Origin of the sequence: Methylophilus sp. UBA6697, from assembly GCF_002454655.1 — a bacterium.
In the GTDB taxonomy this organism is placed as follows: domain Bacteria; phylum Pseudomonadota; class Gammaproteobacteria; order Burkholderiales; family Methylophilaceae; genus Methylophilus.
Genome location: NZ_DKJH01000031.1, coordinates 1 through 12785, shown reverse-complemented (window position 1 = coordinate 12785; position 12785 = coordinate 1). Strand labels below are relative to the sequence as shown.

11 protein-coding genes are annotated in these 12785 nt (G+C 52.6%); 4 read left to right on the top strand and 7 right to left on the bottom strand.

From position 1 onward, the window contains the following. The first annotated feature begins 60 nt into the window (after positions 1 to 60). Complete coding sequence (locus tag B3355_RS09075) at positions 61 to 654, top strand: GDSL-type esterase/lipase family protein (RefSeq protein WP_292782902.1); 594 nt, start codon at positions 61 to 63, stop codon at positions 652 to 654. 89 nt (positions 655 to 743) lie between these two features. Here B3355_RS09075 and gltA read toward each other — a convergent pair whose 3' ends face one another. Continuing rightward, positions 744 to 2033: a citrate synthase gene (gltA, locus tag B3355_RS09070; protein WP_047515835.1), complete on the bottom strand. Its 1290-nt coding sequence runs from the start codon at positions 2031 to 2033 to the stop codon at positions 744 to 746. 165 nt (positions 2034 to 2198) lie between these two features. Next, positions 2199 to 3326 carry an anhydro-N-acetylmuramic acid kinase gene (locus B3355_RS09065; protein ID WP_292782899.1) on the bottom strand — a complete coding sequence of 376 codons (1128 nt, stop codon included), beginning with the start codon at positions 3324 to 3326 and terminating at the stop codon, positions 2199 to 2201. A gap of 120 nt (positions 3327 to 3446) precedes the next feature. Between B3355_RS09065 and tyrS the strand changes: the two genes are divergently transcribed. Beyond that, positions 3447 to 4685 (top strand): tyrosine--tRNA ligase, encoded by a 1239-nt coding sequence (gene tyrS, locus B3355_RS09060; protein WP_292782896.1) that lies wholly within the window; start codon positions 3447 to 3449, stop codon positions 4683 to 4685. Positions 4686 to 4731: 46 nt separating this feature from the next. Here the strand turns inward: tyrS and B3355_RS09055 are convergent, their stop codons facing one another. From B3355_RS09055 to B3355_RS09035, 5 genes are read right to left on the bottom strand one after another with little or no spacing between them, the layout of a single operon-like run. Continuing rightward, positions 4732 to 6279, bottom strand: coding sequence for an RNA polymerase factor sigma-54 (locus tag B3355_RS09055; RefSeq protein WP_019883708.1), 1548 nt, complete (start codon positions 6277 to 6279; stop codon positions 4732 to 4734). Positions 6280 to 6285: 6 nt separating this feature from the next. After that, on the bottom strand, positions 6286 to 7032 hold the full coding sequence (gene lptB, locus B3355_RS09050) for an LPS export ABC transporter ATP-binding protein (RefSeq protein WP_019883706.1): 747 nt from the start codon (positions 7030 to 7032) through the stop codon (positions 6286 to 6288). An 11-nt stretch (positions 7033 to 7043) separates the two neighbouring features. Continuing rightward, positions 7044 to 7700, bottom strand: a complete 657-nt coding sequence (gene lptA / locus B3355_RS09045; protein ID WP_019883705.1) for a lipopolysaccharide transport periplasmic protein LptA — start codon at positions 7698 to 7700, stop codon at positions 7044 to 7046. 15 nt (positions 7701 to 7715) lie between these two features. After that, on the bottom strand, positions 7716 to 8348 hold the full coding sequence (lptC, locus tag B3355_RS09040) for an LPS export ABC transporter periplasmic protein LptC (protein ID WP_019883704.1): 633 nt from the start codon (positions 8346 to 8348) through the stop codon (positions 7716 to 7718). 26 nt (positions 8349 to 8374) lie between these two features. Beyond that, positions 8375 to 9376: a KpsF/GutQ family sugar-phosphate isomerase gene (locus tag B3355_RS09035; RefSeq protein WP_024930912.1), complete on the bottom strand. Its 1002-nt coding sequence runs from the start codon at positions 9374 to 9376 to the stop codon at positions 8375 to 8377. A 229-nt stretch (positions 9377 to 9605) separates the two neighbouring features. Between B3355_RS09035 and B3355_RS09030 the strand changes: the two genes are divergently transcribed. Together B3355_RS09030 and B3355_RS09025 are read left to right on the top strand one after the other, a co-directional pair. Further along, complete coding sequence (locus B3355_RS09030; RefSeq protein ID WP_019883702.1) at positions 9606 to 11582, top strand: cation:proton antiporter; 1977 nt, start codon at positions 9606 to 9608, stop codon at positions 11580 to 11582. A gap of 76 nt (positions 11583 to 11658) precedes the next feature. After that, positions 11659 to 12669 carry an NAD(P)/FAD-dependent oxidoreductase gene (locus B3355_RS09025; protein ID WP_292782887.1) on the top strand — a complete coding sequence of 337 codons (1011 nt, stop codon included), beginning with the start codon at positions 11659 to 11661 and terminating at the stop codon, positions 12667 to 12669. Positions 12670 to 12785 lie beyond the last annotated feature (116 nt).

The window sequence follows — 12785 nt, the reverse complement described above, 5'->3', positions numbered from 1 at the left end:
ATTGAGAAAAGCCAAGCGTGTGCTTGGCTTTTTTTATGCCGGCTGCTACTTGTCATAAGTATGGCTACCATCAGCCAGGGCTGTACCAAGCATGCAGCAGTAGTGGTGCAAGCTATCCCTGCTGGCGCGACCGTACTTGTTCTGGGCGATAGCATTAGCTACGGTACAGGCGCCGAGCATGGCACGCAGGATTATCCGACACTGCTGGCACGCAAGACCGGCTGGCAGGTCATCAATGCCGGTATTGCTGGGGATGTTTCCAGCGGTGGTTTGTCACGCTTGCCGGGCTTATTGGCGCAGCATAGACCTCAACTGGTCATTGTTGAGCTGGGTGGCAATGATTTCTTGCGGCAAATGGCGCCAGCGCGTGTCGAGGAAAACCTGAAAAGTATCGTACATTTAGTACAGCAGGCGGATGCAGCCGCTATATTGATTGCCATGCCGCAAGTGAGTCTGGCTGGCCCGCTCAGTGATCACCCGCTCTATGCACGCGCGGCCGAGGCAACTGGCGCACTATTAGTGCCTCACGCAGTGTCTGCTGTCTTGTCAGATGGCCGACTGCTTGCCGATCAAGTGCATCCGAATGCAGAAGGTTATCGTGAGTTGGCGGATGCACTGACAAAACAGCTCCATGACCTTGGTGTGTTGCGTTAGCGGAAACGATCAGGATCGGAGAATATGAAAAGCCCGACAATCTACTGATGTCGGGCTTTTTGTTTTTGCAGGCGTGATTCAGTCTGTGGCTAGCGTTGGTGCAGCGGTACAAACTCCCTGCGTTCAGAGCCGACATACAATTGGCGCGGGCGGCCAATTTTTTGCTCAGGGTCGGCATTCATCTCGCTCCATTGCGAAATCCAGCCAGCGGTGCGCGCTAGCGCAAATATGGCGGTAAACATGGAGTTTGGAATGCCCATGGCACGCATGACGATGCCGCTGTAGAAGTCGACATTCGGATACAGTTTGCGTGAGACGAAGTATTCATCCTCCAGCGCGATTTTTTCCAGTTCCATCGCCAGTTTGAACATTGGGTCATCGTGCAGACCGAGTTCGTTCAATACTTCATGGCAGGTTTTACGCATGATGGAGGCGCGCGGATCCATATTGCGATAGACGCGGTGACCAAAGCCCATGAGGCGGAAGCTGTCAGTTTTGTCTTTGGCGCGTTTGATGAATTCACCAATGCGGCTGACGTCGCCAATCTCTTCCAGCATGTTCAATGTTGCTTCGTTGGCACCGCCATGGGATGGTCCCCACAAAGAGGCAATCCCGGCCGCGATACAGGCAAACGGGTTGGCGCCACTGGAGCCAACCAGGCGTACGGTAGAGGTAGATGCGTTTTGCTCGTGATCTGCATGCAGAATCAGGATACGCTCAAATGCACGTGCCAGGATCGGGTTGGGTACATACTCTTCGCAAGGGGTGGCGAACATCATATGCATAAAGTTTTCTGCGTATCCCAGCTTGTTTTGGGGGTACATAAATGGCTCGCCTACATTGTACTTGTAGCTCCAGGCGGCAATCGTCGGTACTTTGGCCAGTAGACGCATGGCGGCCACCCGGCGAGATTCCGGGTCGGCCACATTGTTATTGTCAGGATAAAACGCAGCCATGGCACCCACGACCGCAATCATGACTGCCATCGGGTGGGCATCGCGGCGGAAACCGCGAAACACGTTGCTCATCTGGTCGTGCAGCATGGTGTGCTGGCTGATGGTGTCGACGAATGCTTCACGTTGTTGCAGGTCCGGCAGTTCGCCATTGAGCAGTAAGTGCGAAACTTCGAGGAAGTTACAGTTTTCTGCCAGTTGTTCAATCGGGTAGCCACGGTAGTACAGCAACCCTTGCTCACCATCAATAAAGGTGATGCCGGAGTTGCAAGAAGCCGTAGACATAAAGCCGGGGTCAAATGTGAAGTAACCATGTTTACCCAGGTTACGGATATCGATCACATCCGTGCCCAAGCTGCCCTTTAAGACGGGCAATTCAATTGCGGTACTGTCGTTGTCAAATGTAATGGTCGCTTTGGTAGCCATAACGTACTCTGTTTAAGTCAAGGTTGTCTAAATTATACGCAATCGTTTTTGAATATGGGGGCTTGTGCGGAAATGAGGGTGGAAAAGTTCAAAAATCGTCTTCAATCCTGCACCAGTTTAAATCAAACGTTGAGTGCATTCGCACTGCTTTAGGGTGTCTTAGTCCTAATTCGGATAAATCGCGCCTAAGACCCGTGGCCCTGCTGCGCCGGTGACGGCAGGCAGGTTGCCGGGTTGATGGTCCACGCAACGTTGCGCCAGCCAGGAAAAAGCAACGGCTTCCACCCAGTCGACGCCAATTCCCAGGCTATCCGTGTGTTGCACTGGTCGCCCGCACAGGGTTTGTAACCTGTCTATCAAAGCAATATTGTGCGCACCGCCGCCGCAGACATAGATTTCTGCGGCACCGCTGCAATGCTGTTTCAAGGCATTGGCAATCGTCACTGCTGTCAATTCCAGCAGCGTACGGGCGACATTCTGTGGCGTGTCAGCATGGGCTTGCAGGTGTGCATGGAGCCAGGCCTGGTTAAACAGGTCGCGGCCAGTGCTTTTCGGGATGGGCAATGCAAAATACGGGTCAGCAAGCAAAGCGTCCAGCAAGGCTGGATTGACGTCGCCACGTACTGCCCAGGCGCCACCAGCATCATAGCTCTGGCCTGTGTGCTGCAGGGTCCATGAGTCCATAAGTAAGTTGCCGGGGCCGGAATCAAAGCCAATCACCTTGCCGCTCACCGGCAAGTCGCTCAGGTTGGCGATGCCGCCAATATTCAAAATGACGCGATGTGTGTCTGGTGCTGCAAAGATTGCCTGGTGAAAGGCGGGCACTAATGGCGCGCCTTGTCCGCCAGCCGCAATGTCGCGGCTGCGAAAGTCGCCGACCACGGTGATGCCAGTGCGTTCCGCCAGGCGCGCATGGTTACCCAGTTGCAAGGTATAGGCCTGGCCGTTGGCCAGATCAGGACAGTGGCGTATGGTTTGCCCGTGGCAGCCAATCGCCGTCACGGCTTCTGCCGATACATTGGCTGCTTGCAATAAGTCTTGCACTGCCGCTGCGTAGAGGTCGGCCAGCTGATTGGACACTATAGCGGCGGTATGTAATTCGTTGACGGCTGGCGTATGCAGATCCAGCAGGATTTGTCTGATATCCGCCGGATAAGGCAGGAAATACTGGCTTTGTTGCTGCAGATGCTCGCCTTGTTGCGAGACCAGGACGGCGTCCACCCCATCCAGACTGGTACCAGACATCAGGCCGATAAACAGGCGTGTTTGAGTGGGTGGGGCAGAAAAATTCATAAGGCATAAGTGTAACACTGCTCATGCCTGGCTTACAGAAATGCATGGGATTACGTTAAAATAGCTGTTTTACTTTCATGACGAAGCGTGCGCAACGCGCGCCTCAAAAAAAGAACCTTTATGACAGACGTAAACCAAGCTTCAGTGACGACTGAAGCACTGAGTCCAGAGATTGTGAACGCACTGGCGATTATCAAGCGCGGTGCCGATGAACTATTAATCGAGCAAGAACTGATTGAAAAGCTGAAAACCGGCAAACCCTTGCGTGTGAAAGCAGGCTTTGACCCCACCGCACCTGACCTGCATCTCGGGCACACCGTGCTGATTAACAAATTACGCCAGTTGCAGGATCTAGGGCACCAGATTCAATTCCTGATTGGTGACTTTACCGGCATGATTGGTGACCCGACGGGTAAAAGCACCACGCGCCCGCCGTTAACGGTCGAACAGGTGAAGGCGAATGCCGACACCTATTCCGAACAGGTATTCAAGATTCTGGACCCGGCCAAAACCGAGATTGTGTTTAACTCCAAGTGGTTAAGCGACCTCGGTGCCGCGGGCATGATCAAACTGGCAGCCAGCCATACGGTTGCCCGTATGCTGGAGCGAGATGACTTCTCCAAGCGTTTCAAAGGCAACCAGCCAATCGCGATTCATGAATTCTTGTATCCCTTATTGCAGGGCTATGACTCTGTGGCTTTGCAGGCCGATTTGGAACTGGGCGGCACAGACCAGAAATTTAACCTGCTCATGGGCCGTGAATTGCAAAAGCAGGCTGGCCAGTCGCAGCAATGCGTGTTGATGATGCCGTTGCTGGAAGGCCTGGACGGCGTGAATAAAATGTCCAAGTCTTTGGGTAACTACATCGGTATCAGCGAAGCGCCTGAGACGATTTTTGCCAAAATCATGTCGATTTCTGATGAACTGATGTGGCGTTACATCGACTTGCTGTCATTTGCCACCCTGGAAACCATCGCTCAGTGGAAAGTGCAAGTGGCTGCTGGCGACAATCCGCGTAATATCAAGGTCGGTTTTGCACAGGAAATCGTCGCCCGTTTCCACGGCCAGGCGGCGGCTGAAAAAGCCCTGCAAGATTTCCAGACCAGGGCTAAAGGCGGGATTCCTGATGATGTGCCTGAGGTAGCAGTGGCGATTGACGGTGATAGCATCAGTATCAGCCAGTTGCTCAAGCAGGCGGGCCTGGTGGAAAGCACCAGTGAAGCCATGCGTGCCGTGCAACAAGGCGGCGTGAAGCTGGATAGCGTAAAGGTTGATGATAAAAACCTGTCACTGGCAAAAGGAGTGACCGTGGTGGCGCAAGTGGGCAAGCGCAAGTTTGCCAAAATCACCATCCAGTAAACATGCGTTACTCATTCAAAAAGGCCGCATTTGCGGCCTTTTTGGTTTACAGCGATTTGCGTAAATTGGCTGGTGGAATATTCAGCGATTCGCGGTATTTGGCAATGGTGCGGCGCGCAACCACAATGCCTTGCTGCGCCAACGTATCGGTGATTTGATTGTCAGACAATGGTTTTTTCTGGTTTTCTTCAGCGACCATTTGTTTGATGAGCGCGCGAATGGCGGTGGCAGAACATGAGCCGCCCGCATCGGTGGCGACTGAGCTGCCAAAAAAGTATTTAAGTTCAAATACACCGCGTGGCGTGAGCATATACTTATGCGTTGTCACGCGAGAAACCGTGCTTTCATGCAAGTCGAGCTCTTCGGCAATTTCGCGCAATACCAGGGGCCGCATGGCAATTTCCCCATGTTCAAAGAAATTGCGCTGTCTGTCCACAATCGCTTGCGACACACGCAAGATGGTAGAAAAGCGTTGCTGGATATTTTTAATCATCCATTTGGCTTCCTGCATCTGGCTCTGCAGATATTGGCCGGAGCTTTCACGGTTGCGCTTGAGGATATCTGCATACAACTGATTGATACGCAATTTGGGGATCACGCCATCATTGAGCGACGCCATCCAGATGCCTTTGATTTTTTTGACCACGACATCGTGCTGAATAAAGTGGTCATGGCTAAAGGTCGCAAACTCATTGCCTGGCTTGGGGTTTTGCTGGCGGATCAGTTGTTGCGCGCCTTTGAGCGCGGCTTCGTCGCAAGTGAGTACCTTGCGCAATTTGACAAAGTCTTTGTTGGCCAGCAATGCCAGGTGATCTTTGGCAATTGCCATCGCAATACGCAGATAAGGTGTCTCAGGCGGCAGTACTTGCAGTTGTAGCAAGATGCATTCACGCAGGTCACGTGCACCGACGCCGATCGGATCCAGGTTCTGGATCAATTTCAGTGCGGTTTCCAGCTCCAGTAACTCAATTTCCAGCTCTGGCGGCAACAGGTCGACAATCTCCTGTAGATCCTGCTCTAAATAACCATCATCGTTAATGCTGTCGAGCAAAAATTTCACCAGATCCATGTCACGCTTGGATAGATGTGCCAATTGCATCTGGTTGATCAGGTGCTCGCGCAGACTGATGTTGCTGGCGTCCTGGCGAGAGAAGTCACTATCTTCATCATCGAGGTTGTTGCGGCCCGCTTCGTCCCAGTTGCTGGCACTGCCAAACTCTTCGTAGTCATCTTCAAACTCGGGCGGCGTGAATTCTTCATTCAGATTTGGTTGTTCGCCTTCAGTGCCGCTCGTTTCGTCACGTGGTTCATCACGCAGACTCTCTGCAGGGGGCGTGAGGTCGTTTTGGGTAGCGACATCAAATGAACTTGCATCCACCTGCTCTGTGTCTGTCGAGCTGGTGGCCAATGGCGAGTTATCTTCAAATTCTCCTTCTTCGCCATCTGCCATTTCCAGCAACGGATTTTCCTGCAGGATGGTTTCCAGCTCCTGGCTTAACTCCAGCGTGGACAACTGCAACAGGCGGATAGACTGCTGCAGTTGCGGGGTGAGCGCCAGGTTTTGTGAGATGCGTAATTGCAGGTTTTGCTTCATATCAGGTTACAGCCTAAAGTTCTTGCCGAGATAGACTTCACGTACGCCTTCGTTCTGAATGATTTCGTCTGGCGTGCCTGCGGCAAACACAGCGCCTTCATTAACGATATACGCCCGGTCACAAATATCCAGGGTTTCACGCACGTTGTGGTCTGTAATCAAAATGCCGATATTCTGGCTGCTCAGGTAGCGGATAATTTTCTGGATCTCAATCACCGCAATCGGGTCAATCCCGGCAAATGGCTCATCCAGCAGGATGAATTTTGGATCTGTGGCCAGGCAGCGCGCAATCTCTACGCGGCGGCGCTCGCCGCCCGACAGGCTGACGGCCTGGCTGTGACGGATATGCTGGATATGTAATTGATCCAGTAAAGACTCCAGCCGCGCTTCACGCTCTTCTTCCGTGTAAGGGCGGGTTTCCAGGATTGATAAAATATTATCAGTCACCGTCATTTTACGAAAAATGGATGCTTCTTGTGGCAGGTAAGCCAGGCCCATGCGGGCGCGCTCGTGCATGGGCGCGCGGCTGACATCTGCCCCATTCAGCGTAATGCTGCCGTCGTCCAGTGCGACCAGGCCAACAATCATGTAAAAGCTGGTGGTTTTGCCAGCACCATTCGGGCCGAGCAAACCAATCACTTCGCCGCTGCGTAGCTCAAGTGTAGTGTTTTTAACCACGGTGCGTCCCTGATAGGCTTTTTTCAGGTGGCTGACACGTAAGTGGTTATGATCTGGTGAAACTGTTGTCTGCATAAGGCCGGTCTTTAGGGTTGCGCTTTCGTAGGCTCATTAGTGGTGTCGGCGGGTGCCGGTTCCACTTTGATTTGCAGTGAGCGGTTCATGCGCAGCCCTTGTTGCGAGGTTGGCTTGTTATCAATCACAGGCGGCGTGGTTTTGTTCTTGGGCTGAATGGTCGCTTTGACGCGGCTACCGGCGGTACCATTGGGGTTAGCCTTGGTGCCGCCAATGACTTCGGCGTACTCTGCATTGGCGTCATAACTGATGTAGTCGCCGGTGACCAGGTCTTCACCACGTTTGACCCAGGCGTTGGTGTATAGCTGTACCTTGTCCATGCGCGCGTTGTATTCAATACGCTGCCCACTGCCTTGCATCCATTCGTCTTTGCCTGTGCGTTTTTGCTTGAATGTGGTCGGGTTGCCGGTACAGGTACTGTGCTGAAAGCCATCCTGGTCTTCACGCACAATCATTTTGTCGGCTTTGATTTGCAGGGTGCCCTGGTTGAGGATCACATTGCCGGTATAAATGCTGATTTTTTTGGCATCATTCACAGTCACGGTATCCGCTTCCAGCTCAATCGGCTGGTCACGGTCAGACTCTTCAGCCAGCACGCTGGTTGACCACGATAGCAGTGCCCATAAGGTCAAGCAGGTGGCATAAAATAATGGCTTGTGCGTGTTCAACTCATTTCTCCAGAATCAACGACCCTTGTGATTGCCTGTTTTCGCCTTCGCTGCCGGGCTTGCAGTTTTTGCGACTGCGGGTGCGCGTACATAATGTACATGCACCCGGTTAAATAATTGCATGGTGCCTGCCTTGTTATCAAAACGCATGCCGGTACCTGTGATCACCGTCGCCGGTAGCTGGCGGATAGTGACCGGCAAATCGGTGTAAGCGAGGTCTGTATCCGGTTCCAGCGTTAAATGTTCGGTTTGCAACTGCATTTCAGGCTTGGCCAGCGTGCCCTGGCGTATGACCTTGACCTGCTTGCTAAACTCGACCAGTTTACCATTGGCTGACACTTTGCCGTGCTGGCCATGAATTTGCGTGTAAGGTTTATCCTGCCCAAACTGGGTGAAACGCGGGCGCTGTAATTCGGTATAGTCGTTATCCGGAAAATGGCGCATTTCTGCGGCAGCTAACACGTATTTGGTATTGCCAGTGGCGTCGGTACGCGTGCTGACAAAGTTGTATAGCATGTAATCCGGGTCGTGACGACTTAAGCGGCTCAAGCTCAGCGCCTGCTCCTGTACGGTCTGGTTAATCCAGAACGTCAGCAGCGCTAAAAACAGCATTAACGCAATCGGCAATAAGATGGGGTGTTTAAGCATGCGGGCGTTCCAGGGCGTCAGTGAACCTAAACGATTTTTGCCTTGAGTAAATCATGCATGTTAAATGCGCCCACTAATTGCTGCTGCTCGTTCACTGCCATAAACCCGTTAATTTTATATTGCTCCATCAGGTTGACTGCTTCAACTGCCATTTGTTGCATGCCCAATAAACGTGGCTGCGTATTCATGACCGTTTTGATTGATTGTTGCGTATCGGTTGCACCTTGCATAAACAGGCGACGCAAATCGCCGTCGGTGAATACGCCGATCGGGTGTTGTGCGCTATCGACAATCGCTGTAAACCCCATGCCTTTGCTCGAAATCTGTGCAATCGCTTCCTGTACGGTGCCATGCTCGCTGATAGCGGGGATCGCATCCCCCGTGCGCATGACATCTTTAATCCTCACCAGCAGTCGTCTGCCCAGGCTGCCGCCAGGATGTGACCGTGCAAAGTCCTCGGCAGTGAATTCGCGCAAGTCGAGAACGCAGAGCGCCAACGCATCGCCCAAGGCCAGTGCGGCCGTCGTGCTGGCCGTGGGTGCCAGACCCAGCGGGCAGGCCTCGTGGCTAACTGCGGCACTTAAATGCACGTCTGACTCGCGCGATAGCGTGGACTCTTCGCTACCGGTAATGCTCAGAATACGCGCACCGATACGGCGAATGGCGGGCAAAATATTGATGATTTCATCACTTTCACCGGAATTGGATAGTGCAATCACGACATCTTCAGCTGTGATCATGCCCAGGTCGCCATGGCTGGCTTCCGCCGGATGCATAAAGAACGCAGGGGTACCCGTGCTGGCCAGGGTAGCCGCAATTTTGCCGCCGATATGGCCGGATTTACCCATGCCAGTGACGACAATGCGGCCGCGACAGGCCAGAATCATGCTGACAGCGGCTTCAAATTCGCTACCGATACGGTCTGCCAGTTGGCGGATTTCATCTGCCTCGTGCAGCAGTATGCCTCGTGCACGCGTCACGATGTCTGGACTTTTCACGAGGTGGACACCTGATTTTGCTGTGTTCATGGCGGGTTAGTATAGCAAGTGACGCCCCCGGCAAGAAAGCGAAACGCAGCTTTTTTACGGATTTTTTATTAGCGGGCACATTTTTTGCATAAAATAGTGTTTTGTGGCAGGATGCATCATCCTGAAACGCGACTGTTTCAGGTTACATCACTGACGATACGTCATAATATATGGTTTGCTGGCAGACATTCATCTGCACGGCTTGACATTAATGCTTTAGAATTTTTGCATGTTCGATTCCCTGATCCATTTATTATTGTTGCTTACCAGCTCGGTCTTCGCCGTCGGCTTATTCCGCATCCTGGGTTTGCCAGCGATGCTGGCTTACTTCATGATCGGTATTGTGCTCGGCCCGCACGCCTTGGGTTTGCTGGAAGATGAAGAAACTGGCCGCCAGGTGGCCGAGTTCGGTATTGTATTCCTGATGTTTAGTATCGGCCTCGAGTTCAGCCTGCCTAAACTCTATGCCATGCGTAAAACCCTGTTCGGCTTGGGTGGCGGCCAGGTAGTACTGACTTTGCTGGCCAGCCTGGTACTGGGCAAGCTGGCCGGGCTAAGCCTGACCTCGGCGTTCATTATTGGTGCCGCCATCACCATGTCTTCGACCGCCATTGTGTCCAAAATCCTGATGGAACGTGTCGATTTAAACTCCAGACATGGCCGCCTAAGTATCGGCGTGCTACTGTTCCAGGATTTGGCAGTGATCCCGATTCTGGTGCTGATCCAGACCTTGGGCTCACACAGCGATAACTGGCTGGATGTATTGGGGCTGACTTTGTTCAAGTCCTCAATCCTGCTGTTTTTCTTGTTTAAGTTTGGTAAAAACATCCTCAACTTCTGGTTTGAGCTGGTTGCCAAGCAGCGTTCACGTGAGCTGTTTGTACTCAATGTATTGATGGTGACCTTGTTAATGGCAGCGGCCACTAACTTTGTTGGCTTATCGTATGCCTTGGGGGCGTTTGTGGCGGGCATGCTGATTTCAGAAACCAAATACCGCTACCAGGTAGAGTCCGATATTGCTCCTTTCCGCGATATTTTACTGGGCCTGTTCTTTATCAGTGTTGGCATGTTGCTAGACGTCTCTGTGCTCGTCCAGCATGTGGGGCTGATTGCTGTCTTGCTGATATTGTTCCTGGTCTTCAAGATCGGCTTGATCGCCTTGCTGACCAGGTTCTATGGCTTTGAAATGGGCGTGGGTGTGCGTACCGGTATTATCCTCGGTCAAGCCGGCGAGTTTAGTTTTGTGGTACTGGCGCTGGGTTTGCAAACCAATTTGATTGATGGCGACTCCTTGCAACTGGTGTTGTCTGTGGCCGTGCTCTCCATGCTGGTGGCGCCGTTTATTATTCAAAAAAACGGCCGCATTGCGCGTGCGCTGGTCAAAAGCTACAGCCGCAATAGCATCAAAGTAGTGGATACCATACAGGAGCATAGCCAGGATTTGCGTGATCACGTGATCATTTGCGGCTATGGCCGTAGCGGCCAATACCTGGGGCGTTTTTTGCGTGAAGAAAATATCCCGTATGTCGCACTGGATATGGATGCCAGCCGCGTGCAGGAAGCCGCTTCTGCGGGTGAGAATGTGATTTACGGTGATGCCGGGCGGCGCTCGGTGCTGGAAGCCGCTGGCTTGGCCAGAGCGAAAGCCGTCATCATCAGTTATGCCGAAATCCGCGGTACCATGAAGGTTTTGCATGTGATTCAGGAGCGGAATCCCAACCTGCCGGTGATTGTGCGCACGCATGATGACAGTGACATGGATGCACTGCGAGATGCCGGTGCCGCAGAAGTTGTGCCGGAAATCCTTGAAGGCAGCCTGATGCTGGCTTCGCATGCACTGGTGACCTTAGGCGTCCCCCTTAATCGTGTCGTCAAACGCATCCGCCTGTTCCGTGAAGAACGTTACAAAATGTTCAAGGGCTACTTCCGCGGCGTCAGCGATGCTGATACCGCCACTGCCTCGTTACCGCAGTTGCACTCGGTGGAAGTGTATAAGAATTTTTATGCACACGGCCTGCGACTGGATCATATCCCGTTCGGTGATTTTGCCGTCGAGGTCAAGCAGTTACGTCGCCCGAATATGCCAGAGCCAATCGCGCCCAGAGATGACATTATGCTGAATGAAGGCGATATCCTGGTGTTACTGGGCAGTAATGCCGCCTTGATTGCAATGGAGGTCTATTTGATTTCCGGACGCAAACCGTAAGACAATACACGCCTCATGTCCTGGCAGGGTGTATATCTCCCTGTCAGGCTTTTCATGCTATTTCAGAAAAAATCTTATGGCTAACAGTTCAGTCGTGGTGGTGGGTGGTGGTATTGTCGGGTGCCTGACCGCCATGCAGTTGCGCAAGCAAGGCCATACGGTCACGCTGGTTGAGCGCAACATCATTGCGGCACAAACCTCAGGTGAGTCCTCTTGGGCGGGCGCTGGCATAGCGTTTCCCCTATTGCCCTGGTTTTACCAGGACGTCGTCAATGAACTGGCGTTGGCTGGTGCGCGTGCCTATCCGGCAGTGAGCGCAGAGTTGTACGCCGAAACCGGTATAGACCCCGAATGTACCCGTAGTGGTATGCTGATTCAGCCACCGTTTGACCTGCAACCAGCCATAGACTGGTGTGAACGGTTTGGCCTTGAATACGCGTTACAGGGCGCTGATCTATTGATTCCCGAAGTCGTGCAAATCCGTAACCCGCGCCTGCTGCAATCCCTCAAAGCCTGGCTGATCAAGCATGGCGTCACGCTGCGCGAGCAGACCCAATTGATGCCATTGCAAGAAGGTCACGCATCCATCACCAGCTGGCAAACCACTACTGGTGAAACCTTATCTGCCAATGTGTTTGTCGTCACCTCTGGTGCCTGGAGTTTTGAACTACTCAAGCAAACGACCTCCAGTCTCGATATCAAACCTATGCGTGGGCAAATGCTGTTGTATCACATGACGCCTGGCCTGTTGCCGCATATTCTTTACCGCGATGGGTTCTATATGCTGCAACGGCAGGATGGTCATTTGCTGGCAGGCAGTAGCCTGGAGGATGTTGGTTTTGATACAGGGGTGACAGAGAGCATGCGCATGGAAATGCTGCAAAAGGCGGAAGCCATATTGCCTGCACTGCGTGGACAGCCGATTATCAAACACTGGAGTGGCTTGCGGCCGGGGACACCGCATAATATTCCTAGTATTGGGCGACATCCGCAGATTGAGAATTTGTACCTGAATACTGGGCATTTTCGGTATGGGGTGACTATGGCACCGGAATGCGCGCGGCGGATTACGGTGTTGTTGGATTAGGGTGGGAAAGTGATTCTTTTGTTGTAATGGTGTTTTTCGCTTTTTCAGCGAGTTACTTTTCTTTGCTTGCACAAAGAATAAGTAACCAAAAGAAATGCACCCCAGCTTCCGCTTTT

Coding starts and splice junctions, on each gene's coding strand:
- B3355_RS09075 (WP_292782902.1), top strand. CDS start 61: ATGGCTACCATCAGCCAGGGCTGTACCAAGCATGCAGCAGTAGTGGTG.
- gltA (WP_047515835.1), bottom strand. CDS start 2,033: ATGGCTACCAAAGCGACCATTACATTTGACAACGACAGTACCGCAATT.
- B3355_RS09065 (WP_292782899.1), bottom strand. CDS start 3,326: ATGAATTTTTCTGCCCCACCCACTCAAACACGCCTGTTTATCGGCCTG.
- tyrS (WP_292782896.1), top strand. CDS start 3,447: ATGACAGACGTAAACCAAGCTTCAGTGACGACTGAAGCACTGAGTCCA.
- B3355_RS09055 (WP_019883708.1), bottom strand. CDS start 6,279: ATGAAGCAAAACCTGCAATTACGCATCTCACAAAACCTGGCGCTCACC.
- lptB (WP_019883706.1), bottom strand. CDS start 7,032: ATGCAGACAACAGTTTCACCAGATCATAACCACTTACGTGTCAGCCAC.
- lptC (WP_019883704.1), bottom strand. CDS start 8,348: ATGCTTAAACACCCCATCTTATTGCCGATTGCGTTAATGCTGTTTTTA.
- B3355_RS09035 (WP_024930912.1), bottom strand. CDS start 9,376: ATGAACACAGCAAAATCAGGTGTCCACCTCGTGAAAAGTCCAGACATC.
- B3355_RS09030 (WP_019883702.1), top strand. CDS start 9,606: ATGTTCGATTCCCTGATCCATTTATTATTGTTGCTTACCAGCTCGGTC.
- B3355_RS09025 (WP_292782887.1), top strand. CDS start 11,659: ATGGCTAACAGTTCAGTCGTGGTGGTGGGTGGTGGTATTGTCGGGTGC.